This window comes from Variovorax sp. Varisp41 (genome assembly GCF_047325085.1).
In the GTDB taxonomy this organism is placed as follows: Bacteria; Pseudomonadota; Gammaproteobacteria; order Burkholderiales; family Burkholderiaceae_C; genus Variovorax.
In genome coordinates, this window is record NZ_CP168540.1 from 1,747,052 (window position 1) to 1,769,653 (window position 22,602).

Annotated in this window: 28 protein-coding genes; 12 read left to right on the plus strand and 16 right to left on the minus strand. The window is 70.1% G+C overall.

All coding sequences use genetic code 11. The features are described from left to right. Positions 1–11: 11 nt before the first annotated feature. The 3 genes from ACEN9J_RS08185 to ACEN9J_RS08195 form a co-directional block, all read right to left on the minus strand. The gene (locus ACEN9J_RS08185) at positions 12–791 is read right to left on the minus strand and encodes an acetoacetate decarboxylase (RefSeq protein ID WP_413763787.1); all 780 of its coding nucleotides are present in this window, start codon (positions 789–791) and stop codon (positions 12–14) included. 90 nt (positions 792–881) lie between these two features. Further along, positions 882–2,012, minus strand: coding sequence for a patatin-like phospholipase family protein (locus tag ACEN9J_RS08190; RefSeq protein WP_057594747.1), 1,131 nt, complete (start codon positions 2,010–2,012; stop codon positions 882–884). A gap of 211 nt (positions 2,013–2,223) precedes the next feature. Continuing rightward, complete coding sequence (locus ACEN9J_RS08195) at positions 2,224–2,673, minus strand: CHRD domain-containing protein (RefSeq protein WP_057594746.1); 450 nt, start codon at positions 2,671–2,673, stop codon at positions 2,224–2,226. A 141-nt stretch (positions 2,674–2,814) separates the two neighbouring features. Here ACEN9J_RS08195 and ACEN9J_RS08200 point away from each other — a divergent pair, with 141 nt between their 5' ends. Beyond that, on the plus strand, positions 2,815–3,396 hold the full coding sequence (locus ACEN9J_RS08200; protein ID WP_057594745.1) for a DUF924 family protein: 582 nt from the start codon (positions 2,815–2,817) through the stop codon (positions 3,394–3,396). Positions 3,397–3,402: 6 nt separating this feature from the next. On the opposite strand, the gene ACEN9J_RS08205 is transcribed toward ACEN9J_RS08200, so the two are convergent. Further along, positions 3,403–4,323 (minus strand): YihY/virulence factor BrkB family protein, encoded by a 921-nt coding sequence (locus ACEN9J_RS08205; protein ID WP_057594744.1) that lies wholly within the window; start codon positions 4,321–4,323, stop codon positions 3,403–3,405. 87 nt (positions 4,324–4,410) lie between these two features. On the opposite strand from ACEN9J_RS08205, the gene ACEN9J_RS08210 reads away from it, so the two are divergent. From ACEN9J_RS08210 to ACEN9J_RS08225, 4 genes are all read left to right on the plus strand, one after another. Next, positions 4,411–4,977, plus strand: a complete 567-nt coding sequence (locus tag ACEN9J_RS08210; protein ID WP_057594743.1) for a chromate transporter — start codon at positions 4,411–4,413, stop codon at positions 4,975–4,977. Positions 4,978–5,038: 61 nt separating this feature from the next. Then, complete coding sequence (locus ACEN9J_RS08215) at positions 5,039–5,638, plus strand: chromate transporter (protein ID WP_057594742.1); 600 nt, start codon at positions 5,039–5,041, stop codon at positions 5,636–5,638. 42 nt (positions 5,639–5,680) lie between these two features. After that, complete coding sequence (locus tag ACEN9J_RS08220) at positions 5,681–6,655, plus strand: aldo/keto reductase (RefSeq protein WP_057594741.1); 975 nt, start codon at positions 5,681–5,683, stop codon at positions 6,653–6,655. Between the two features lie 3 nt (positions 6,656–6,658). Next, the gene (locus ACEN9J_RS08225; protein ID WP_296725432.1) at positions 6,659–7,135 is read left to right on the plus strand and encodes a DUF3237 domain-containing protein; all 477 of its coding nucleotides are present in this window, start codon (positions 6,659–6,661) and stop codon (positions 7,133–7,135) included. Between the two features lie 3 nt (positions 7,136–7,138). Here ACEN9J_RS08225 and ACEN9J_RS08230 read toward each other — a convergent pair whose 3' ends face one another. Continuing rightward, the gene (locus ACEN9J_RS08230) at positions 7,139–7,660 is read right to left on the minus strand and encodes a GNAT family N-acetyltransferase (RefSeq protein ID WP_057594739.1); all 522 of its coding nucleotides are present in this window, start codon (positions 7,658–7,660) and stop codon (positions 7,139–7,141) included. A gap of 54 nt (positions 7,661–7,714) precedes the next feature. Between ACEN9J_RS08230 and ACEN9J_RS08235 the strand changes: the two genes are divergently transcribed. Both ACEN9J_RS08235 and ACEN9J_RS08240 read left to right on the plus strand, forming a co-directional pair. Then, positions 7,715–8,323 carry a helix-turn-helix domain-containing protein gene (locus tag ACEN9J_RS08235; RefSeq protein ID WP_413763788.1) on the plus strand — a complete coding sequence of 203 codons (609 nt, stop codon included), beginning with the start codon at positions 7,715–7,717 and terminating at the stop codon, positions 8,321–8,323. Between the two features lie 92 nt (positions 8,324–8,415). Then, a complete protein-coding gene (locus ACEN9J_RS08240; RefSeq protein WP_057594737.1) occupies positions 8,416–8,589 on the plus strand; it encodes a hypothetical protein in 174 nt (57 codons plus the stop codon). Positions 8,590–8,605: 16 nt separating this feature from the next. Here the strand turns inward: ACEN9J_RS08240 and rlmB are convergent, their stop codons facing one another. The 4 genes from rlmB to ACEN9J_RS08260 are packed head-to-tail and all read right to left on the minus strand — an operon-like array spanning position 8,606 to position 11,612. Next, positions 8,606–9,352: a 23S rRNA (guanosine(2251)-2'-O)-methyltransferase RlmB gene (gene rlmB, locus ACEN9J_RS08245; protein WP_093342589.1), complete on the minus strand. Its 747-nt coding sequence runs from the start codon at positions 9,350–9,352 to the stop codon at positions 8,606–8,608. A gap of 46 nt (positions 9,353–9,398) precedes the next feature. Beyond that, positions 9,399–10,382 (minus strand): hypothetical protein, encoded by a 984-nt coding sequence (locus ACEN9J_RS08250; protein ID WP_413763789.1) that lies wholly within the window; start codon positions 10,380–10,382, stop codon positions 9,399–9,401. A gap of 5 nt (positions 10,383–10,387) precedes the next feature. After that, entirely contained in the window at positions 10,388–10,861 is a 474-nt protein-coding gene (locus tag ACEN9J_RS08255) for a ribosomal protein L7/L12 (RefSeq protein ID WP_261210903.1), read from the minus strand. A 40-nt stretch (positions 10,862–10,901) separates the two neighbouring features. After that, positions 10,902–11,612, minus strand: coding sequence for an ABC transporter ATP-binding protein (locus ACEN9J_RS08260; RefSeq protein ID WP_057594733.1), 711 nt, complete (start codon positions 11,610–11,612; stop codon positions 10,902–10,904). Positions 11,613–11,693: 81 nt separating this feature from the next. Between ACEN9J_RS08260 and ACEN9J_RS08265 the strand changes: the two genes are divergently transcribed. Continuing rightward, entirely contained in the window at positions 11,694–12,281 is a 588-nt protein-coding gene (locus ACEN9J_RS08265; RefSeq protein WP_172705552.1) for an arylesterase, read from the plus strand. 106 nt (positions 12,282–12,387) lie between these two features. Here the strand turns inward: ACEN9J_RS08265 and ACEN9J_RS08270 are convergent, their stop codons facing one another. Together ACEN9J_RS08270 and ACEN9J_RS08275 are read right to left on the minus strand one after the other, a co-directional pair. Continuing rightward, entirely contained in the window at positions 12,388–12,591 is a 204-nt protein-coding gene (locus tag ACEN9J_RS08270; RefSeq protein ID WP_057594731.1) for a hypothetical protein, read from the minus strand. Between the two features lie 85 nt (positions 12,592–12,676). Further along, entirely contained in the window at positions 12,677–13,873 is a 1,197-nt protein-coding gene (locus ACEN9J_RS08275; RefSeq protein WP_413763790.1) for a PLP-dependent transferase, read from the minus strand. Between the two features lie 80 nt (positions 13,874–13,953). Here ACEN9J_RS08275 and ACEN9J_RS08280 point away from each other — a divergent pair, with 80 nt between their 5' ends. From ACEN9J_RS08280 to ACEN9J_RS08295, 4 genes are all read left to right on the plus strand, one after another. Next, positions 13,954–14,415, plus strand: a complete 462-nt coding sequence (locus tag ACEN9J_RS08280) for a MerR family transcriptional regulator (RefSeq protein WP_413763791.1) — start codon at positions 13,954–13,956, stop codon at positions 14,413–14,415. A gap of 22 nt (positions 14,416–14,437) precedes the next feature. Continuing rightward, positions 14,438–16,759, plus strand: a complete 2,322-nt coding sequence (locus tag ACEN9J_RS08285; protein WP_413763792.1) for a VIT domain-containing protein — start codon at positions 14,438–14,440, stop codon at positions 16,757–16,759. A 1-nt stretch (position 16,760) separates the two neighbouring features. Beyond that, complete coding sequence (locus ACEN9J_RS08290; protein WP_413763793.1) at positions 16,761–17,648, plus strand: helix-turn-helix domain-containing protein; 888 nt, start codon at positions 16,761–16,763, stop codon at positions 17,646–17,648. Positions 17,649–17,709: 61 nt separating this feature from the next. Next, positions 17,710–18,168 carry a VOC family protein gene (locus tag ACEN9J_RS08295; RefSeq protein WP_093342601.1) on the plus strand — a complete coding sequence of 153 codons (459 nt, stop codon included), beginning with the start codon at positions 17,710–17,712 and terminating at the stop codon, positions 18,166–18,168. 70 nt (positions 18,169–18,238) lie between these two features. Here the strand turns inward: ACEN9J_RS08295 and ACEN9J_RS08300 are convergent, their stop codons facing one another. The 5 genes from ACEN9J_RS08300 to hflC all read right to left on the minus strand — a co-directional run bounded on the left by ACEN9J_RS08300 (position 18,239) and on the right by hflC (position 22,596). Further along, positions 18,239–18,763, minus strand: a complete 525-nt coding sequence (locus ACEN9J_RS08300) for a phosphoribosyltransferase (RefSeq protein WP_057594725.1) — start codon at positions 18,761–18,763, stop codon at positions 18,239–18,241. A gap of 90 nt (positions 18,764–18,853) precedes the next feature. After that, the gene (locus ACEN9J_RS08305) at positions 18,854–20,185 is read right to left on the minus strand and encodes an adenylosuccinate synthase (protein ID WP_057594724.1); all 1,332 of its coding nucleotides are present in this window, start codon (positions 20,183–20,185) and stop codon (positions 18,854–18,856) included. Positions 20,186–20,206: 21 nt separating this feature from the next. After that, entirely contained in the window at positions 20,207–21,367 is a 1,161-nt protein-coding gene (locus ACEN9J_RS08310) for an ATP phosphoribosyltransferase regulatory subunit (protein WP_261210910.1), read from the minus strand. 118 nt (positions 21,368–21,485) lie between these two features. After that, positions 21,486–21,674 carry a DUF2065 domain-containing protein gene (locus tag ACEN9J_RS08315; RefSeq protein ID WP_057594722.1) on the minus strand — a complete coding sequence of 63 codons (189 nt, stop codon included), beginning with the start codon at positions 21,672–21,674 and terminating at the stop codon, positions 21,486–21,488. 28 nt (positions 21,675–21,702) lie between these two features. Then, on the minus strand, positions 21,703–22,596 hold the full coding sequence (hflC, locus tag ACEN9J_RS08320) for a protease modulator HflC (protein ID WP_057594754.1): 894 nt from the start codon (positions 22,594–22,596) through the stop codon (positions 21,703–21,705). Positions 22,597–22,602 lie beyond the last annotated feature (6 nt).

Here is a 22,602-nt window from a genome sequence, read left to right on the forward strand (position 1 = left end):
GGTTCCTTGGGTTAGGGTTGCGAAGAAGACGAAGAAGAGGAAGCAGCGAGGTAGTCGTGCTCGACCGTGCCGAGCGCGAGCGTCATGTCGGCGATGTAGTGCACGGCCGATTCGACCTTGCGCACCGGCAGCTCGGCCACCGGCGCGAGCGCATGCGGATGCAGCTCGAGCGAGGCCGGGCCGGTCCAGGCACCGTGCAGCGTGACGTCGACCATGTGGTAGCGCACCAGCTCGCAGATGCGCGCCGTGCCATCCACGTGCGGAATGATCTTGAGCAGGAAGTTGGGCTGCGCGATGCCTGCAAGGATCGGGCCGGGCTCGAGCGCGCGGTGCTTGAAGCCCATGGTGGCCTTGGCCACGCGCAGCTTGCCGTAGTCGAGGGTGCCGACGATGGTGTCGGTCTCGTAGTCGAACTGCGGCGAGGCCAGCTTCTTCGGGAAGCCCCAGAGCTCGCGCCCGCCCGCGATCGGCGGATGGTCGTTCAGGTACATCGCATGCACGTAGGCGCCCTGCTCCAGGCCGCGCGCGGTGCGCAGCTGCACCGGGATGACCTGGCCCGACTCGGTGTAGTCGCCGAAGCCGGTGGAGTCGGGCATGCGGATGAACTCGTACTTGACCAGCGGCTCGACCACCTCGAGCGGCTCGGGCACCACGGCGCGCAAGGCGTCGAGGTCGGTGCGGTAGGTGATCACCATGAACTCGCGCCGCATGAAGCGGTACGGTCCGGGCGGAAAGGCGGGGCTGGTGAGCGGCATGGCGAAAGCCTGGCGCCGCACGTCTTCAATGTTCACGACATTCCTCCTTTGAAGCGTTTGAAAACCGGCAACCAGTCTCGTGCCGGTTTCTTAGCCGGGGCTGAATCGTGAGGGCGGTTCTTCTCGTCAGCGTGACAGGCCGGGCCGCTTCACGCGGCCGCTGCCGCCCTCGCCGAGGTCGAAGGTGGTGACGCCGTTGACCGCGGCGTCGCTGCGCAGCGTCTCGGGATGCGCGAGCACGCGGCGCATGTCGCGCGCGCCCGACTCCCAGTGCTCCTCGACCGCCGCGCGCGAGAACTCGTAGTCCTTCGACTCGAGCTCGTAGGGCTTGTCGCGGTAGATCAGATGGAAGATGTCGATCGGGTGGTGCGTGAGCTCGGCCTGCACCGCCTCGACCGCGGGGTCGCGGCGCAGGTGCGGCGGCAGCTTCTCGATCAGGTCGGCGATCGCCTGCTGCAGGTTCATGTTGGCCGCCAGCGCGTCGGTGTTCATGCGGGTGCGGCTCGAATAGGTGATGTCCTTCTGCCGCTCCATCACGCCCGACAGCGTGTGCGGCATCTCGCCGCGCGCATTGAACAGGTCGACCTGCAGCACCACCAGCGGCTCGCTGCGCGGATGCAGGTCGAGCACGTACTGCAGCGGCGTGTTCGAGACGATGCCGCCGTCCCAGTAGTCGTCGCCGTCGATGTGCACCGGCGCGAAGCCCGGCGGCAGCGCGCCGCTGGCCATGATGTGCTCGGGGCCGATGCGCTGGCGCGTGTTGTCGAAGTACACCGAGTTGCCGGTGCGCACGTTGACCGCGCCCACGCTGAAGCGCGCCTCGCAGTGGTTGATGCGGTCGAAGTCGACCAGGCGCTCGAGCGTGGCCTTCAGCGGCGAGGTGTCGTAGTAGCTCAGGAGCGGCGCCGCGCCGCCGAGCAGGAAGGCCGGCGAATAGCGCGGCTCGAAGAAGCCGGGAATGCCCACCAGCGAGGCCATGGTCGCGCTCCACTGGTTCTGCGTGGCGCGGTCGCCGAGCCAGGACGGCAGGCGCTGCGACGGGCCCGAGGACACCAGGTGCCAGAACTCGCGCAGCCGGTCGACGCGGTGCTCGGGCGCGTTGCCCGCGATCAGCGCGGCGTTGATCGCGCCGATCGACACGCCCGCGATCCAGCGCGGCTGCAGCTCGGTCTCGCTGAGCGCCGCGTAGACGCCGGCCTGGTAGGCACCGAGCGCGCCGCCGCCCTGCAGCACCAGGGCCTTGCCCGCGGCGCGCATGTCCTCGCGCCGCGCGGCGAAGGCCTCGAGCTTGCGGGCCGCGGAAACGGCCTGGCTCTTGCGGCGGGCGGGGGGAGACGGGGAACGGGGAGAAGGAGAGACAGGGGAGGATCGGGGCTTCTTCGGGGACGTCGTCATGAAGTCATTTGACATCAGCCCCGTGACCCCCGACTGACCAGGGGGCACTCGAACCCCGTTCGGCGGACCTGCGTCACATCTTCGGCAGCAATTGGCCGCGGATCTCGCCGCCCGGGTTGGCCGCCGTGTGGACGTTGGCGTACCACTTGCCCGCGCTGAGGTCGGCCGCCTGCGCGGGCGTGAGCGTGGCCTCGCCCTCGATCGGGCTGGCCGCGTTCGAGAACGGCAGCACCACGCCGGCATTGGCGCCGGCGGCGGCGGGGCCGTGGAAATGGGCCGCGGTGGCCGGTCCGCTGAGGCCGGTGTAGGTGATCTTGTACTTGAGGACGTTGGTGTCGCGGTTGAGCCAGGCCTCGGCCATGCCGCTGCCGCGCGTCATGTTCGGCGGCACCTCGCTGGCGGCGTTCATCGCGCCGCTGAAGCTCGCGACATTGGCCTTGGACATCATGCCGCAGCCGGCCAGTGCCGCGCTGGCCGCGCCGGCGACGAGGGCGGCGCGCAAGAGGGTGCCGTATCGGTTCATGGAAAGTCTCCTGGTCGTGAATGGATGCGGACCAGCATAGGCAGGCCCTGCGCGATCCCTTGTCGGCCACCACCCCGAATTCGCCGTGCACGCGGCGCCAGCCCTGGCATTGAAAGCCGATTGAAAGAAGACAATGCCGCGATGATTTCCGCCTCCGAATCTTCTGAATCTTCTTCGTCTTCCACCCTGCCCTCGGCGCACGATGTGGTGCAGTTCTGGCGCGAGGCCGGCCCCAAGCGCTGGTTCGCCAAGGACGAAGCCTTCGATGCCGCGTTCGCCGGCCGCTTCGTCGAAGCCCACCACGCCGCCGCGCGCGGCGAGCTCGACGACTGGATGAACGATGCCGAAGGCACGCTCGCGCTGCTGGTGCTGCTCGACCAGCTGCCGCGCAACGCCTGGCGCGACAACGCCCACATGCTGGCCACCGACGGCAAGGCGCTGGCCGTCGCGCACCATGCGGTCGAGGCCGGCTTCGATCGCCAGCTCGAAGAGGTGCTGCGGCCTTTCTTCTACATGCCCTTCATGCACTCCGAGGTGCTGGCCGAGCAGGAGCGCTCGGTCGTGCACTGCGGCGCGCTCGATGCCAACACCCTGCGCTTCGCGGTGCTGCACCGGGACATCGTGGCGCGCTTCGGCCGCTTCCCGCACCGCAACCGGATGCTGGGCCGAGCGAGCACGCCCGAGGAAGAGAAGTTTCTCGCCGAGGGCGGCTTCAAGGGCTGAGCGCGTTCAGAGATCGCCGCCCGAGCGCGTGCGCGCCGGCACGTGGTCGTCCTTGCCCTTGCCGATGCCGACGTCGGAATGCTTGAGCGAGCCGTAGCTGCGCGCATAGACCCAGGTGAACTCGGCGCCCAGCAGGAAGATCTGCGCCGAGTAGTAGACCCACACCAGCACCACCACCAGCGAACCCGCGGCGCCGTAGCCCGAGGCCACGCTGCTCTTGCCGATGTACAGGCCGATCAGGTGCTTGCCGACGGTGAACAGCAGCGCCGTCACCGCCGCGCCCACCCACACGTCGCGCCACTGCACCTTCGCGCGCGGCATGATCTTGTAGATCATCGCGAAGATCACGGTGACCATTGCGAAGCTGAAGCCGAAGTTGACCCACTGGGCCAGCGTCTCCCAGGCGCCGAACATCGGCGACCACCACTTGCCGAGCGCGGCCAGCGCGGCACTCGCCACCAGCGACACCATCAGCAGGAAGCCGATGCCCATCACCATGCTGAAGGACAGCAATCGCACACGCAGCAGGTTGAAGATGCCGCTGCTCTTGGCACGCGCGGGGGCGCGCCAGATGCGGTCGAGCGCGTCCTGCAGCTCGCCGAACACGGTGGTGGCGCCGACCACCAGCAGCGCGATGCCGATCAGGGTGGCGACGATGCCCTCGCGCGGCTTGTTGACCGCCTGCAGCATGCTCTGCACCGCGGCCGCGCCCTGCTCGCCCATCAGGCCCGAGAGCTGCGCGAGGATCTCGCCGCGCGCGGCCTCCTGCCCGAACACCAGCCCGGCGACGGCGATCACGATCAGAAGCAGCGGCGCGATCGAGAACACGGTGTAGTAGGCGAGCGCGGCGCCCATGCTCGGGGCGTAGTCGTTGGACCAGGAAGCGACGGCGCGGCGGCAGAGATCGAAAAGGGCGCGAAGGTGCATGGCGTTGGAGTCTCCTGTCGGTGGTGGCGCCGTCCTGTCGGTGCGACGCCCGGCATCTTGCCGTCCGCCTACGATAATCGCTGCGCCATGCAACCGTCTCCCCCCGCGCATCCCCAGTCGCCGCGCGACCTCTTCGTGTCCTTCACCCTGCTGGCGCTGCAGGGCTTCGGCGGCGTGCTGGCGATCGTGCAGCGCGAGATGGTCGAGAAGAAGAAGTGGCTCACGCCCGAGCAGTTCCTCGAGGACTGGGCCGTGGCCCAGGTGATGCCGGGGCCCAACGTGATCAACCTCGCGCTGATGATCGGCGACCGCTACTTCGGGCTGCGCGGCGCCGTGGCCGCGGTGGCCGGCATGCTCACGGTGCCGCTGTTCGTGATCCTCGCGCTCGCGGTGCTCTACGCGCACTACGCGGGCAACCCGCAGGTCGCGGGCGCGCTGCGCGGCATGGGCGCGGTGTCGGGTGGGCTGATCGCGGCCACCGGCATCAAGCTGATCCCGCAGTTGCGCAAGCACCCGCTGGGCTTCGCCACCTGCCTGGTGTTCGTGGCGCTGGTGTTCGGCGCCATCGCCTGGGCGCGCGTCCCGCTGGGCTGGGTGCTGCTGGTGCTCGGTGGCGTGGCCTGCGGCTGGACCTGGAAGAGGATCGAGCCATGAGCGCCGCGCCGGGCCGCCCCAGGCAAGCTCGCACCGCAGTGCGAAGCACGGAGGTACTTCAATGAACATCGTCATGCACTGGCACGACTGGCTGGCGCTGTTCGGCCAGTACATGCTGCTGTCGATGCTCTCGATCAGCGGCGCCATCACCACCGTGCCCGACATGCACCGTTACCTGGTGGCCCAGCACGGCTGGCTCACCGATGCGCAGTTCACCTCCTCGGTCGCCATCGCGCAGGCCGCGCCCGGGCCCAACGTGCTGTTCGTCGGCCTCATGGGCTGGAACGTCGGCCTCAACGCGGGCGGCGGCATCGGCGCCGGGCCCTCGGCCTGGCTGCTCGGCCTGTTCGGGCTGGCCGTGACCATGGTCGGCATCATGCTGCCGAGCACCACCCTCACCTACTTCGCCACCCGCTGGGGCCACCGCAACCGCACCCGCCGCGGCGTGCGCGCCTTCAAGCAGGGCATGGCACCCGTGGTGGTGGGCCTCTTGATCGCCACCGGCTGGGTGCTGGCCGCCGGCAACCACGTGGGCGATGCGCCGGCCTGGCACCTGTGGCTCCTGACCGGCGTGGCCGCGCTCGTCGTCTGGCGCACGCGCATCCATCTGCTGTGGCTGCTGGGCGCCGGCGCGGTGCTCGGCGCCATCGGTTTCGTCTGACCTTCGCCCCTTCCTCCTCCCTCTTTCCTCAGGAGCTTTCCCATGTCGCAACTTCGCCCCCTCGGCCGCTCCGGCCTCCAGGTGTCCCCGCTCGCCTTCGGCGGCAACGTGTTCGGCTGGACCGTCGACGAGGCCGCCTCGTTCAAGCTGCTCGATGCCTGGCTCGATGCCGGCTTCAACTTCGTCGACACCGCCGACGTCTACTCGTACTGGGTGCCGGGCCACAGCGGCGGCGAGTCCGAGACCATCATCGGCAAGTGGCTCAAGCAGAGCGGCAAGCGCAGCCGCGTGGTGCTGGCCACCAAGCTCGGCAAGTCGATGGGCGAAGGCAAGGTCGGGCTCTCGCCGGCCTACATCCGCGAGGCGGTCGAGGCCTCGCTCAAGCGCCTGCAGACCGACTACATCGACCTCTACCAGTCGCACGACGACGACGCCAACACGCCGCTCGAGGACACGCTGGGTGCCTTCGACGACCTCGTGAAGGCCGGCAAGGTGCGCGCCATCGGCGCCTCGAACTTCACCGCGCCGCGGCTGGCCGAGGCGCTCGACGTCTCCGAGCGCCTGGGCATCGCGCGCTACGAGAGCCTGCAGCCGCTGTACAACCTCTACGACCGCGCCGTGTTCGAGGACGATCTCGAGCCGCTGTGCCTGAAGCGCGAGGTCGGCGTGATCAACTTCTATGCGCTGGCCGCCGGCTTCCTCACCGGCAAGTACCGCACCGAGGCCGACGCGGCCAAGAGCGCACGCGGCGCCAGCACCACCAAGAAGTACCTCAACCCGCGCGGGCTGCGCATCCTCGAGGCGCTCGACAAGGTGGCCCAGCAGTACAACGCGAAACCGGGCCAGGTCGCGATCGCCTGGCAGATCGCGCGGCCCTCGGTGACGGCGCCGATCGCGAGCGCGACCTCGATCGCCCAGCTCGACGAACTGGTGACCGCCACCCAGCTCAAGCTCGACGCGGGCACGATCGCGATGCTCGACCGCGCGAGCGAGGAAGAAGGCAAGGCGGCGGCCTGAGCCATGAGCGACTTCGACGCCATCGCGGCGCCTTCGCTCGAACACTTCGCCGACCTGCGCGTGGAGGTCGGCGCACCCCAGGTGCTGGGCCAGGGGCCGGGCGGCCTGCGCCGCGTGGTGCCGATCACCGGCGGCCAGGCGCAGGGCCATGGCTGGACCGCGCGCGTGCTGCCGGGCGGCAGCGACTTCCAGCTGATCGTGGGAGAGACCCTCTCGGTGCTCGATGCGCGCTACGGCCTCGAGACCGATGCGGGCGACCTCGTCTACGTGCAGAACCACGCGATCCGCAGCGCCTCGCGCGAGACCATGGCGCGGCTGCTGCGCGGCGAGCCGGTCGATCCGGCGCAGGTGTATTTCCGCTGCACGCCGCATTTCGAGACCGCCTCGCCCGCGCTGGCCTGGATCGCCGAGCGGCTGTTCCTCGGCGCCGGCGTGCGCCGGCCGGCCGAGGTCGTGATGCGCTTCTGGGCCGTGAACTAGCGCTCAGCCGTCGACCGGCTCGGCGGGCGTGGCCAGGATGCGCTGGTAGAAGGCCACGTCGAGCCAGCGGCCGAACTTGAAGCCCGCCTGCCGCACCGTGCCCGCGTGCTCGAAGCCCAGGCGCTCGTGCAGCGCGATGCTGCCGGCGTTCTGGGCGTCGATCGCGCCGACCAGCACGTGCACCTCGCGCGCCTGCGCCTCGGCCACGATCGCCTCGAGCAGGGTGCGGCCCAGGCCCTTGCCGCGGTCGGCGGCATCGACGTATACCGAGTGCTCGACCGTGTACTTGTAGGCGGGGAAGGCGCGGAAGCTGCCGTAGCTCGCGAAACCCATGAGCCGGCCGTCGTCGTCCACCGCGCCGATCACCGGGAAGCCGTTGGCGCGCTTGGTGGCGAACCAGCCGGCCATCTGTTCGGGCGTGCGCGGTTTGTAGTCGTAGAGCGCGGTCGAGGTGACGATGGCGTCGTTGAGGATCGCGAGGATGGTGCCGGCGTGGGCTTCCTCGGTGCAGGGGATCAGGCGCATGGGAGTCCTTCGCAGATTGCGCGGTTGTTTACTATAGGAGAATAATAGTCTCTTATGAGAAACGATGCATCCCCTCCGATTCCGGAAGCCGCCGAACCCATCGACGCGCTGATCGCCCACCGGCTGCTGGCGCTGCGTCAGACCCAGGGCCTGAGCCTGTCGGAACTGGCCGAGCGCTCGGGCGTGAGCAAGGCCATGATCTCCAAGGTCGAGCGCGCGCAGAGCAGCCCCACGGCCGTGCTGCTGGGCCGGCTGGCGGCGGGGCTGGGCGTGCCGCTGGCGCAGCTGCTGACGCAGGACGAGGGCCGCGAGACGCAGCGGCTGCGCCCCCGCGCCGCGCAGGCGGTGTGGCGCGACCCCGGCGCGGGCTACCTGCGGCGGCAGGTGCTCGAGCGCGGCGCGGCCGGCGGCATCGAGCTGGTCGAGGTCGAGCTGCCGCGCGCGGCGCGGGTCGCCTATCCGCGCTGGAGCGGCAAGCCGTACCGGCAATGCCTGTGGTTGCTCGAAGGCGAGTTGCAGGTCGACTACGGCGAGGAGCGCTTCCGGCTCGCACCGGGCGACTGCCTGGACTTCGGGGTCGACCGGGCGCTGGTGTTCCAGGCGCTCGGCGATGGCGGCTGCCGCTACCTGCTGGCGGCCGACCAGGACCTGCGCCCCCAGTAGGCCCGCTCCCACAGCCGCTGGCGGCACCGGCCGGTGCGGGCGGCAGGCGCGCTCCAGATACTGCGAGACATCACAGCTTCGGAGGAACACGCATGTCGTTCGCGCTCTACATGATCGGTTTTCTGATCTTCATGGCCGGCCTGATCTGGGGCGCCTCGGTGGCCGGCGTGCCCACGCTCTACATCGGCATCGGTTCGCTGATCCTGCTGGGCATCGGCATCTTCAGCGCGGTGGGCCGAACCCGCGGCAAGGATCCGTCGCAGTGAGGCCGCGGCGCGGCGCTCAGGCGCCGCGCTGGCGCATCGCCTCGTAGAGGCACACGCCGCTGGCGACCGAGACGTTGAGGCTCTCGACCGCGCCCGCCATCGGGATGCTGACCAGCTCGTCGCAGGTCTTGCGCGTGAGCTGGCGCATGCCCTCGCCTTCGGCACCGAGCACCAGCGCCAGCGGGCGCTTGAAGTCGCTCTGGTAGATGGTGCCGGGTGCGTCGTCGCTGGTGCCCACGCACCAGATGCTGCGCTCCTTGAGTTCGTTGAGCGTGCGCGCGAGGTTGGTCACCATGAAATAAGGCACCGTCTCGGCCGCGCCGCTGGCCACCTTGGCCACGGTGGCGTTGATGCCGGCCGCATGGTCCTTGGGCGCGATCACCGCATGGGCGCCGGCGCCGTCGGCCACGCGCAGGCAGGCGCCGAGGTTGTGCGGATCGGTCACGCCGTCGAGCACCAGCAAGAGCGGCACGGTACCGGCCTCCTCCAGGCCTTCGAGCAGTTCGTCGAGCGAATGGATCTGAGCGGCAGGCTCCACGCGCGCCACCACGCCCTGGTGGCCGTGGCTACCGCTGAGCTTGGCGAGCCGCGCGCCGTCGGCCTCGACCAGCCGCACGCCGGCATCCTGGGCCCGCGCCATGAACTGTTTCATGCGCGCATCGCGCCGGCTGGCGTCGAACAGCACCTCGAGCACGGACTTGGGGGCGGTCTTGATGCGCACGCCCACGGCATGGAAGCCGAAGATCACTTTGGGAGAAGACATGCGGCGATTATCGAGGGAGGCCGCCCCCGCCCGCCTTAGCCCGGCTTCAGGCCAGCGGCAGGCCGGCGCGCGCCTGCGCCAGCCCGTCGTGCAGCTGCTGCACCGCGAGCGCGCGCGGATGCACGCGCTGCGCGTCGCCCACGCTCTCGAGGTACTCGCAGGCCGCGAAGCGGTCGGCCATCTGCTCGTAGCGCGCCACCCAGGCCTCGCGTTGCGCGAGCCGCTCGGGCGCCACCGGCCAGACACCGGGGCGCGGCCGCATCGGATCGCCGATGCCGATGCGCCAGGGCTTGGCGCTCACGCGCGCGCGAAAGCAGTTCTGGTTGCGGCACATGCGCGCATAGACCTTGTCGGCGCCCAGGGTCTGGAACACGTCGGCGACCGCGGCATCGGACGGCGCGAAGACGTCGTGCATGGCGAGCGCGCGCAGGCCCGCGGGGGTGCGGTACAGGCGCAGGTGCCAGTCGGGATGCTGGTGGACGAAGCGCTCGATGCGCGCACGCACGGCCGCGAGCGGATCGGCCTCGGGTTCGGTCAGCCGCAGCCCTTCGAGGCGCACGCGCCAGAAGCCGAAGGCCGCCACGAGGACGGCCGCCACCACGGCCAGCACCCACGACTTGCTGGCATAGCCCGCGACCACCGCGCCGATGAGGGCCGCGCCGATGACGGTGAGCCCGCGGCCGCTGGCATGCCGCGGGTCGTCGAAGTCCACGTCGACGAACAGCACGTCGGGCGTATTGAGGCAGCGCGCGCCATAGCCGTTGCGCGTGACGATGTCCTCGCCGTGGCGCTCGACGATCTCCTCGCGGATCGGCATGCCGTCGACGCCGTTGTAGGCCACCTTGCGCTCGCGGCGCACGAGCGTCTCGCCGGCGGCGATGCGCTCGAAGGCCTCGCGCGTGCGCTGGTCGGCATGGGCCTGCGCGGCCACGGGACTGTCGTCGGACCAGCCGAAACGGCGCACCGTGAGCTGGCGGCCGTCGATGCGTTGCTGGATGCGGCCTTCGGCCCAGAACTGTGGAACGATCATCGGGCTCAGGCGCTCATGAAGAAGAATGCCGTGGCCACCAAGGCGATCATCAGCACGATCGCCAGCAACCTGACGCCGCCGCCCGAAGGCACGCGACCGGGCTCGGCCATCGGGTCGAAGGCACCGTGCGGCGCGGACTGGCCGCGCTGGCCATGCAGGTGCTCGTCGACCCGCTTCAGCGATTCGGCCAGGCCGAGGCCGGTGGCCTCGCGCACGATCTTCACCGCCTCGACCTTGCGGCCCCGCGCGAGCGCGGCGACCGCTTCGGCCGGCAGGCCCTGCGCGCCGCCGCTCAAGAGCCGGTTCCATTCGTCGGTCTCGGGCGCGGGTTCGTCCTCCACCGCGTTGGCATGCCGCTCGACCAGTTCCTTGGACTCCTTGAGGCCGAGGCCGGTGCGGTCGCGCACGATCTTGATGGCCTCGATCAGGTTGCCGCGCTGCAGCGCGAGTCGGGCATCGGGGGGTAGCTCGTCCTGCATCTGGAATCTCCTCCTGCAGGCCCGGTTGTACCCGAAGCCCTCAGGCCGTCGTGTCGGCCGTCCTCTCGTTGAGGACCACGCGCCCGGCCTCGATCATGATGCGGCGCTCGCACTGCGCCGCGATGCCGCGGTCGTGCGTCACCAGCACGAGGGTGGTGCCGAGCTCGCGGTTGAGGTCGAACATCAGCCGCATCACCTGCTCGCCGGTGGCGAAGTCGAGGCTGCCCGTGGGCTCGTCGGCCAGCAGCAAGGCCGGCTGCACCACGAAGGCCCGCGCCAGCGCCACGCGCTGCTGCTCGCCGCCCGACAGCACCTTGGGATAGTGGTTGAGCCGCTGGCCCAGGCCGACGCGGCCCAGCATCTCGGTCGCGGCCTTGCGGGCATCCTTGCGGTTGGCCAGCTCCAGCGGCAGCATCACGTTCTCGAGGGCGCTGAGGTTGCCCAGCAGCTGGAAGCTCTGGAACACGAAGCCCACGCGCTGCGCGCGCAGCGCGGCGCGTTCGTCCTCGTCGATGGCGAAGATGTCGTCGCCGGCCAGCTTCACCGTGCCGCGCGTGGGCGTGTCGAGCCCGGCGACGATCGACAGCAAGGTGCTCTTGCCCGACCCCGAGGCCCCCACGATGGCCGCGGTTTCCCGTGCCCCGAGGGTGAAATCGATGTCCTGCAGAATGTCCAGGGTACCGGTCGAGTCGGTGACGGACTTGAACACATGCTCGACGGCGACAATCGCATTGGACGGGGGTTGGGACATGGAAAGGCTTTGGTTTTGAATCGACGTGACTTTATCTTGACCACTGCCGCGCTCGGCAGTTCCGGGCCATGGCGTGGGGCGATGGCGCAGGGCGCCGCCGCGCGCAAGCCGGTGATCCTGGTGCTCGGCGATTCGCTGAGCGCCGAGTACGGCCTGAAGCGCGGCGAAGGCTGGGTGCCGCTGCTCGAGAAGCGCCTGGCGCAGCAGAAGATCGACGCCACCGTGGTCAACGCCAGCATCAGCGGCGACACCAGCTCGGGCGGGCGCGCGCGCTTCGCGGCGCTGCTGGCGCAGCACAAGCCCAGCCACGTGGTGCTCGAGCTCGGCGCCAACGACGCGCTGCGCGGCCTGCCGCTCACGGACACCGAGGCGAACCTGCTGCAGATCACGCAGTCCGCGCAGGCCGCGGGCGCCAAGGTGCTGATCGTGGGCATCCAGGTGCCGCCCAACTACGGCGGCGACTACACGCGGCGCTTCGAGGCGGTGTTCGCCAAGGTGGCGTCCACCACCAGGTCGGCGCTGGTGCCCTTCCTGCTCAAGGGCGTGGCCGATGCGCCGAATGCGATGTCGCTGTTCCAGGCCGATCGCATCCATCCGACCGCGGCGGCGCAGCCGCAACTGCTCGACAACGTCTGGCCCGAACTGCGCAAGCTGCTCGCCGCGAAGTAGGACCGCCCTCTTCACCGATCGCGCGCCAACAAAAAGCCGCTGCGGGACCGACAGGCCCCCAGCGGCTTCGTCATTCAGAACGGAAAGAATCCGGACGGTGCAGCGTTCAACCGTTCTTGGTCGGCAGTTCGGGAACGGTCGGCGGATCGCGTTCGAGCGAGGCCACGTCGTCTTCCGGATCGCCCGGCGCGAGGCCGTCGCTGCTCGGGGAAAGCTTGCGGTTCGCCTTTTCGCGGAGCTTTTCTTCCTTCTTCTTCTTGCGAGCCAGCTCTTTCTGCCGCTTCTCGTAACCGTAATTCGGTGTTGCCACTGATCTCTCCTTCAGGCGAAGCAGTCGGACGACTGCGCGTCGGGGTACTGTAAGCGATATCCGGCGCGCCTCCGGCAAGGCCCGCTCAGGCCATGCGCGCGAGTGCCTGCTGCAGGTCGGCGCGCAGGTCGTCCACGTCCTCCAGGCCGATCGAGAAGCGCACCAGCGTGCCCTTGTAGGGCCAGGGCGCCACGTCCGGGTCGCGCATCAGGCCGATGTCGTAGGGCACCACCAGGCTGATCGGGCCGCCCCACGAATAGCCGAGGCGGAACAGTTCGAGGCTGTCGCAGAAGCGGTCGACCTGCTCGGTGCCGTAGCGCTCGTCGAAGACGATCGAGAACAGGCCCGCCGCGAGGTCGGCCTCGCCGCACAGCGCGCGCCAGTGGCGGTGGCCGGGCGAGCTCTCGATCGCCGGATGCAGCACCTGCGCGACCTCGTCGCGGTCGGTGAGCCAGCGCGCGAGTTCGCGCGCCGCGCGGTCGTGCGCCGCATAGCGCAGCCCGATGCTCGGCAGCGAGCGCAGCAGCGTCTCAACATCGCCCACACCGACCCCGAAGCCGATGCGCATGTGGGTGAGCTTGAGCGCGCGGTGCAGCCGCTCGTCGCGCGTGACCACGCTGCCCATGAGCACGTCGCCGCCGCCGCTCGGGTACTTGGTGAGCGCGTGCACCGAGATGTCGACGCCCTGCCCGCTGCCGTTGAAGTCGAAGGGCGCGAAGGCCAGGCCCGCGCCCCAGGTGTTGTCGAGCGCGCTGAGCACGCCGCGCGCGCGGCAGGCGGCCGCGAGCGCGGGCAGGTCCGGGAATTCCATCGTCACCGAGCCCGCGGCCTCGAGCCACACCAGCTTCGTGCGCGGCGAGATCTTCGCCGCGAGGTCCTCGGGGTTCATCGCGTCGTACAGGCGGTACCCGATGCCGAAGTTCGCGAGCTCGCCGGTGGCCAGCGCCTTGTTGGGGCCGTAGGCGTTGTCGGGGATCAGCACCTCGTCGCCGGTCTTGAGGAAGGCGAAGGCGACGAGCGAGATCGCCGCCAGGCCGCTGGGCACCAGCAGGCATTCGGTGCCGCCCTCGAGGGTGGCCAGGCGCTCCTCGAGCGTGAAGGTGGTGGGCGTGCCGTGCAGGCCGTAGGTGTAGCCGGCCTTGGTCTTCCAGTCGCGCGCGCGCATCGCGGCCACGTCGGCGAAGAACACCGTCGAGGCCTTGTAGACGCCGGGCTGGGGCGCGTCGAAGGTGGCGGGCGGCACGTAGGGGTGTTGTATCAGGGTCGTGGAAGGCTTGCTCATGCGGTCGATGCTAGCGCGCCCCCATGGGCCGAGCTTTCGTGTGCTTTTTTAAAAACAGTTCTTGTGTTTAAATTAAGTGTATGAAATCGAACCCACCCTCCCCGGCGGCTTCCTATGCGCTCGCGGACCTGTGCGTGCTGGCCGACCTGCCGCCGCGCACGGTGCGCTACTACGTGCAGATCGGCATCGTCGACCGGCCCGAGGGCGAGACGCGGGCGGCGCGCTATGGCGCGCGGCACCTCGAACAGTTGCTGCTCATCAAGAAGTGGACGGCGGCCGGCGTCTCGCTCGAGCGCATCCGCGAGCTGCTGCAGGGCCGGGAGGCGCCGGTGCCGGCGCGCCCGCGCGTGGCCGGCTCGGTGGAGGTGCGCAGCCACCTGACGGTGGCCGACGGCGTCGAGGTGGTGATCGAGCCCGGCCGGGCCGGGCTGTCGCCGGAGCAGGTGCGCGGTTTCATCCAGGGCGTGATGGCGGCCTTCGCGGCGGCTTGCGCCCCCTCCCCCGTCGACGGCCCCGCCGCCGACGTTCCGAAGAAGAACTGAAGACACAGGAAAGGGACATCCCATGAGCTATCAGGAACATGCACGCATGACGACCGCGAATGGCGACAGCATGCTGCTCGAAGGCGTGAAGGCCAGCGGCGACCTGCGCGGCGTGCTGCTCGAGATGACGGTCGAGCAGCGCTTCCGCAATCCGGGCACTTCGAACGTCGAGGTGGTCTACGGCTTTCCGCTGCCGTGGGGCGCGGTGCTGCTGAGCGTCGACGTCCAGCTCGGCGAGCGGCGTCTGTGCGGCACGGTGGTCGAGAAGACCGAGGCCGAGGCGGCCTACGAAGGCGCGCTGGCCGAGGGCCACGCGGCCATCATGCTGGAGAAGAACCACGACCGCAGCTACACGCTGAACCTCGGCAACCTCGCGGCGCAGGAGACCTGCGTGGTCACCCTGCGCTATGCGCAGACCCTGGCCTTCGAGCAGCAGGGCCTGCGCCTGCTGATCCCGACGGTGATCGCGCCGCGCTATGGCGACCCGATCGCCGACGGCGGGCTGCGGCCGCACCAGGCGCCCGAGCACAGCGCGGTGGCGGCCCACCCCTTCGACATCGAACTGCGCCTGCATGGCGAACTGGCACAGGCGCGCGTGGCCTCGCCCAGCCATCCGGTGGGCGTGGCGATGCGGCCGGAGAGCGGCCTGCTGCAGGTGTCGCTGGCGCGCCGCGGCGCGCGCGACCGCGACTTCGTGCTGGTGGTCGACCAGCTCGCGCACGCCTCGGTGGCCGTGGCGGCGCCCGACGATGTCGCGCCCGGCGGCATCGTCGCGCTCGCGAGCTTCTGCCCGCGGGTGCCGGCGCGCGGCCCGGCCACCACCGACGTGCAGCTGCTGGTCGACTGCTCGGGCTCGATGGCCGGCGACAGCATCGATGCCGCGCGGCGCGCGCTGCAATCGATCGTCTCGCGGATGGGCGCGGGCGACCGCTTCTCGCTCTCGCGCTTCGGCACCACGGTCGAGCACCGTTCGCGCGGCCTGTGGCAGCTCACCGAGGTCACGCGCCTGGCCGCGCAGCGCTGGATCGGCGCACTGCAGGCCGACCTGGGCGGCACCGAGATGGAAAGCGCGCTGGCCTCCACCTTCGCGCTGGGCGCGGGCGCGTCGAGCGACGTGCTGGTGGTCACCGACGGCGAGATCAGCGCCATCGACGCGACGGTCGAATCGGCCCGTGCCTCGGGGCACCGCGTGTTCGTGGTCGGCATCGGCAGCAGCCCGGCCGAGAGCCACCTGCGGCGCCTGGCCGAGGCCACGGGCGGGGCCTGCGATTTCGTCGCGCCCGGCGAGGCGGTCGAGCCGGCCGTGTTGCGCATGTTCGCGCGCCTGCGTTCGCCGCGGCTCGATGCGCTGCGCGTCGAATGGCCGGGCGGCGTGCAACCACGGTGGACCTCCGCCCTGCCGCGCTCGGCCTTCGGCGCCGACACGGTGAACGTGTTCGCGCTGTTCGACGCGCCGCCCGAGGGCGAGGTGCGGCTGCTCGGCGTGCGCGCGCAGGGAGACGCGGCCGAGGAAGCGATCGGCAGCGCGCGCGTGAATGCCGTGGCCGAACCGATCGACGCGCTCGGCCGGATCGCCGCGCACGCACGCGTGGCCGAACTCGGCACGGAGGACGTGGCGCAAGCCCGCCGCCTCGCCGTGGCCTACCAGCTCGTGACAGACCTCACCAACTACCTGCTCGTGGTCGAACGCGCCGAGGGCGAGCGCGCGACCGACATGCCCGAGTTGCGCAAGGTGGCGCAGATGGTGCCGGCCGGCTGGGGCGGCACCGGCTCCGTGCAGTTCGACGCCATGCTCGCCGCACCGGCGTCGGCGCCGATGCTGCTGCGCACGCGCGGCCTGCCGGTAGCGGCGGCCGCCGGCGGCGCGCCCGGGCGCCTGATGAAGATGCAGGCGAACTCCGCGGCCGAGGCTGCGGCGATGGCCCCGGCGGGCACGCCGCGCGCGCTCGGCGCCTGGCTGCGCAAGACACCGGCCAGCGCCTGGCCGACCAGCTATGCCGCGCTGGCGGCCCAAGGCATTCCGCAGGAGGTGGTCGACTGGCTCGAACTGGTGATGGCGGCGCTGGACGGCAGGCAGCGCACGGAGGCGACCGTGGTGGCCTCGTTCCTCCACCTGCTGGCCAACGTGCTGGTCTTCGAGCAGTCCGGCCAACCCGAGGGCGTGCTGCGTGGCACCGCCAACGCGGTGCGCCGCCTGCGCGAGGCCTTCGGCCGCGGGCCGGCCAGCGTGCCTCCCGACGTCGACATGCGCTTCGTCGAGCAGCTGGCGGCGCAACTCGCCGGCATGACGCCCCAGCGTTGGCCCGACCCGGTCTACGCGCTGCACGCGGAAGCCCAGGCCTGAGATGCGGCAACTGACGCGCGCGCCCGTGCCGCACCTGCGGCTCTTCGTGCGGCAGGTCTGGGCCTGGGCGCCCGGCGCCGAGGGCACTGGGGTCGAACGCCCCGGCGCGCGCGAGCATGTGCTGCCCACGGGCGGCATGCACCTGGTGTTCCGGCTCTCGGGGCCGCCGCTCAGGCTGTTCGACCACGCGGCCGACACCGAGGGCCACACCTGCGGCCATGCCATCGTCGGCGGCGCGCGCAGCAGCTTCTACCTGCGCGACGTCTCGGTGGCCACGCGCTCGGTCGGCGCCCAGCTGCAGCCCGGCGCGGCGCGCGCGCTGCTGGGCGCGCCCGAGGACGCGTTGTCGGGCCAGCACACGCCGCTCGACGCGCTCTGGGGCGTGCACGAGGTGGCGGATGCGCTCGAGCGGCTGCATGCCGAGGCCGACCTGGCGCGCCAACTCGCGTTGTTCGAAGCAATGCTGTCGGCGCGGCTGGCGCTCGCGCTGCGCGCCGGCCTGCGCGGGCTGCATCCGGCGATCGCGGCGGCGCTCGGGCCGCTCGCGGGCGAGAACCCGGCCATCGGCGCGCTGGTGGCCGACAGCGGCTACAGCCACCGGCGCTTCATCGCGCTGTTCCGCGGCGCCATCGGGCTCACGCCCAAGGAGTACGCGCGCGTGATGCGCTTCGACCGCGCGCTGGCGCTGGCGGCCGATCCGGCGCGGCCCTGGGCCGAGATCGCGGTCGAAGCCGGCTATGCCGACCAGGCGCACCTGAGCCGCGAGTTCTCGGCGCTCGCGGGCATGGCGCCGCAGGCCTGGCGGCGCACGGGCGCCACGTCGCCGCGCCACGTGGCGGTACCCGCGAACGCCGCCCCCGGTCAAATTCGTTCAAGACGGCCGCGCTGAAGCCTTCCAGAATCCGCGCCGACACGCGATTTCTTCCACGAACCACGACGAGAGGCACCCCATGGCGATCCACGAGCTCTTCCCCTACATCTGCGTCCACGATGCCAAGGCCGCGGTCGACTTCTACTGCGAGGTGTTCCAGGTCAAGGAGATCTTCCGGCTGGTCGAGCCCAGCGGCCGCATCGGCCACGTCGAGCTCGACTTCCACAACGGCGCGATCCTGATGATCTCGGACGAGTACCCCGAGTACGGCATCCCGAGCGCGAAGACGCTGGGCGGCAGCGCGGTCACCCTGCACCTGCACGTGGACGATGCCGACGCGGTGGTCGCGCGCGCGGTGGCGGCCGGCGCCACGCTCGAGATGCCGACCGAGGACCGCTTCTACGGCGAGCGCTCGGGCGTGTTCCGCGATCCCTTCGGCCACCGCTGGAACGTGGGCCACAGCATCGAGAAGCTGTCGCCCGAGGAGATGCAGCGGCGCTACACGGCGATGTTCGAGAACGGCAGCGGCGCCTGCTGAGGCCGCGCCATGAAAAACGCCCCGGCAAGCCGGGGCGTCGAGGTCGAGTGGACGCGTCTGGAGACGGGCCTCAGACCGACCACTTCTCGATCAGCTTCTCGGGCCGCAGCGAGTCGTAGCCTTCGAAAGGCTGGTGGATCCACGGATTGGTCTGCAGGAACTCCACCGAGTAGTCGGGCGTGAAGGTCGAGAGCGCCTTGGTCCACAGCACCGCGCTGCGCAGCTCGGTGATCGGCGCGTAGTTGTTGCGCAGCATGTTGATCACCGCATGCAGCGTGTGGCCCGAGTCGGCCAGGTCGTCGACCAGCAGCACCTTGCCGGCGATCTCGCCCTTGGGCGTGGTGATGTAGCGCGCGATGTCGAGGTGGCCCTGGATGGTGCCGGCATCGGCCCGGTAGGAGCTGGTCGACATGATCGCCAGCGGCTTGTCGAAGATGCGCGACAGCACGTCGCCCGGGCGCATGCCGCCACGGGCGAGGCACAGGATGGTGTCGAACTCCCAACCCGACTGGTGCACCTTGATCGCGAGCTTCTCGATCAGGTTGTGGTACTCGTCGTAGCTCACGTAGAGGTGCTTGCCGTCTTCGGTCAACATGGGGGATGGGCTCCTGGATGAATAGCGGATGTCGCCCGGGTCAGCGGGCGCAGGGGGCTTCTTTTTTGGGGTTGTTGTCGAACCGGGGGATCAGTCGGCCAGATAGGGGTGGCGCATCATGATCGTGTGATCGCGGTCGGGGCTGGTCGACACCATGTGGATCGGCACGCCGGTGACCTGCTCGATGCGCTGCAGGTAGAGGCGCGCGTTGACCGGCAGCTTGTCGTACTGCGTCACGCCGACCGTGCTTTCGCTCCAGCCTTCGAGGGTTTCGTAGATCGGGGTGCAGCGCTCGATCTCGTCGGCGCCCATCGGCAGGATGTCGGTGGTCTCGCCATCGAGCTCGTAGCCGGTGCACAGCTCGAGCTTCTCGAGGCCATCGAGCACGTCGAGCTTGGTGATGCACAGGCCCGACAGGCCGTTGACCTGCGCCGAGCGCTTGAGCAGCGCGGCATCGAACCAGCCGCAGCGGCGGCTGCGGCCCGTGGTCACGCCCTTCTCGGCGCCCACGGTGCTCATGTGATAGCCGGGGGTGCCGGGCGTGGCCCAGTCGAGCTCGGTCGGGAACGGACCGCCGCCCACGCGCGTGCAGTAGGCCTTGGTGATGCCAAGGATGTAGTGCAGCATGCCCGGGCCCACGCCCGAGCCGGCGGCGGCGTTGCCGGCCACGCAGTTGCTCGAGGTGACGTAGGGGTAGGTGCCGTGGTCGACGTCGAGCAGCGTGCCCTGCGCGCCTTCGAACAGCAGGTTGGCGCCGTCGCGGTGGGCGTCGTTCAGTTCGCGCGAGACGTCGGCCATCATCGGCTTGAGCAGCGCGGCATGCCGCATGGCCTCGTCGAACACGGTGTCGAAGTCGATCGCGGTGGCGCCCAGCACCTCGACCAGCACGTGGTTGTGCAGGTCGAGCAGCACGCGCAGCTTGGCCGCGAAGCGCTCGGGGTGCTTGAGGTCCTGCACGCGCAGCGCGCGGCGCGCGATCTTGTCCTCGTAGGCCGGGCCGATGCCGCGGCCGGTGGTGCCGATCTTCTCGACGCCGCCCTTTTCGCGGTAGGCCTCACGCGCGATGTCCAGCGCCGAGTGGAACGGCAGGATCAGCGGGCAGGCCTCGCTGATGCGCAGGCGCGAACGCACTTCCACGCCGGCCTTCTCGAGCCCTTCGATCTCCTCGAACAGCTTGGCCGCCGACAGCACCACGCCGTTGCCGATGTAGCACTTCACGCCGGGACGCATGATGCCGCTGGGGATCAGGTGCAGCGCGGTCTTCACGCCGTTGATCACGAGCGTGTGGCCCGCGTTGTGGCCGCCCTGGAAGCGGACCACGCCCTGGGCGCTCTCGGTCAGCCAGTCGACCAGCTTGCCTTTGCCCTCGTCGCCCCATTGGGTACCGACGACGACCACGTTTCTTCCGGTGGTTACGCTCATGCTCGTTCCATTGCTAAAAATTCAGATCGTTCGGACTTGCCACTGGCCGGACTGCTCGACGAGCTCGCGGTCGCAGTGGAACTCATCGATTTCGCTGCCATGGCCCGGCAGCACGCACACCACGGTTTCGCCGGCCTTGCGCAGCCCGGCGATGGCCTGGCGCAGGCCGGTTTCGTCGCTCCAGGGCGCGCGGATCGCCGCGCGCAACGGACGCTTCGGCAGCACGCCGACCAGCTCGCGCACGTCGAGGCTGAAGCCGACCGCCGGACGGTTGCGGCCGAACACGGCCCCGACCTCGTCGTAGCGGCCGCCGCGCACCAGCGAATCGGCCGCGCCCGGCACGTAGATGCCGAAGCGCATGCCGCTGTAGTAGGCATAGCCGCGCAGGTCGGCCAGGTCGAAGCTGATCTTGCGGCCCGCCACGCCGTCGAGGCCGGCGGCCAGCAGCTTGAGGTCGGACAGCGCCGCGTGCACCGCGGGCGTGCCCTGCAGCGCCCGGGCGGCCTCGTCGAGCACGGCGGCGTCGCCATAGAGCTGGATCAGCGCCAGCAGGCCTTCGCGCGCGGCCGCGGGGAAATCGCGCGTCAGCGCGCGCAGCTCGCTCGCATCCTTGGCGGCCAGCGCCGCATGCACGCGCGCCAGCACGGCCGCGTCGACCGGCACGCCGGCGAACAGCGCGCGCACGATGCGGGCATCGGCGAGGTCGACGATCACGCCCTCGCGCAGGCCGGCCGCGTCGAGGCAGTCGAGCGCGAGCAGCAGGATTTCGGTGTCGGCCTCGAGGCCGGCATGGCCATAGATCTCGGCGCCGAACTGCAGCGGCTCGCGCGTGGCGTGCGGGCGGTCGGGACGGGTGTGGAGCACCGGTCCGCAGTAGCACAGCCGTGCCACGCCGTCGCGGTTGAGCAGGTGGGCATCGATGCGCGCGACCTGGGGCGTGGTGTCGGCCCGCAGGCCCATCGAGCGGCCCGAGAGCTGGTCGACCAGCTTGAAGGTCTGCAGGTCGAGCGCCTCGCCGGTACCCGACAGCAGCGATTCCAGGTGCTCGAGCAGCGGCGGCATCACCAGCTCGTAGCCGTAGCTGCGGGCGGTGTCGAGCAACTGGCGGCGAAGTTCTTCGATGTGGCGCGCCTCGGAGGGCAGCACATCGGCAATGTGATCCGGGAGGACCCAGGCGGACATGGGGATCGGGGGCGTGGTTAAACCGGAATTCTACCGGCAGCCGAAAAGCGCCCCGGCGGCGCCCGCTCGGGGCCGTCGACGAAGCGGGCGAAAGGGTCGGAAAGAAGCGCTGCCGGCCTCAGGCCAGCAGCCAGAGCAGGCACAGCCCGAGCACGATGCTGCACAGGCCGAAGAAGCGCAGTTGCCCATCGCGCAGCTGCATCAGCTGGCCGAAGCCGCGACGCCAGCCGCCGGGCGACACGAAGGGCAGGATGCCCTCGATCACCAGCACCAGCGCCAGCGCGCTCCAGAAGGTGTCGGAACTCACGTCCCCGAAGCCGCTGCGAACGGAGACGTCAACGGCGCGGCGCGCCGGCGCCCGAACCCTGCATCGCGCGGAAGAAGTCCGACGAGGGGTCGACCACCATCACGTCGCTCTTCTTGTTGAAGCTCTGCTTGTAGGCCTCGAGGCTGCGGTAAAACTGCGCGAACTGCGGATCGCGGCCGAAGGACTCGCTGTAGACCGAGGCGGCCTGGGCATCGCCCTCACCCTTGATCTTCTGCGCGTCGCGGTAGGCATTGGCGACGATCACCTCGCGCTGGCGGTCGGCGTCGGCGCGGATCTTCTCGCCTTCGGCCGTGCCGGTGGAGCGCAGTTCGTTGGCCACGCGCTTGCGCTCGGCTTCCATGCGGCGGTAGACCGATTCGGTGATCGCTTCCACGTAATCCACGCGCGTGATGCGCACGTCCACCACGTCCACGCCCCAGGGCTTGGCACCCTTCACGACGGCCAGCACCTCGCGCTGCACGTCGGCCATCAGGGCCTCGCGGCGCACCGAGATCAGGTCGCGCACGGTGCGCTTGTTGATGTTTTCCTGGAACGCGTTGCGCACCACGCGGTTGAGCTGCATGGCACCGGCGTTCTCGTCGAGGCCGACGTTGCGGATGTAGGCCTGCGGGTCGGTGATGCGCCAGCGCACGTACCAGTCGATCACCACGCGCTGCTTCTCGGCCGTGAGCATGGGCTCGGTGTCGAGGCTCGACAGCGTGAGCAACCGCTTGTCGATGTACGACACGTTCTGGAACGGCGGCGGCAGCTTGAAGTTGAGGCCGGGCTCGGTGATGACCTGCTTGATCTGGCCCAGGGCGTAGACCACGCCGAACTGGCGCTGGTCGACCACGAAGAGGGTCGAGCTCAGCAGCACCAGCAGCACGAGGATCGACGAGGCGATGAATCCGATTCTGTTCATGTTCTT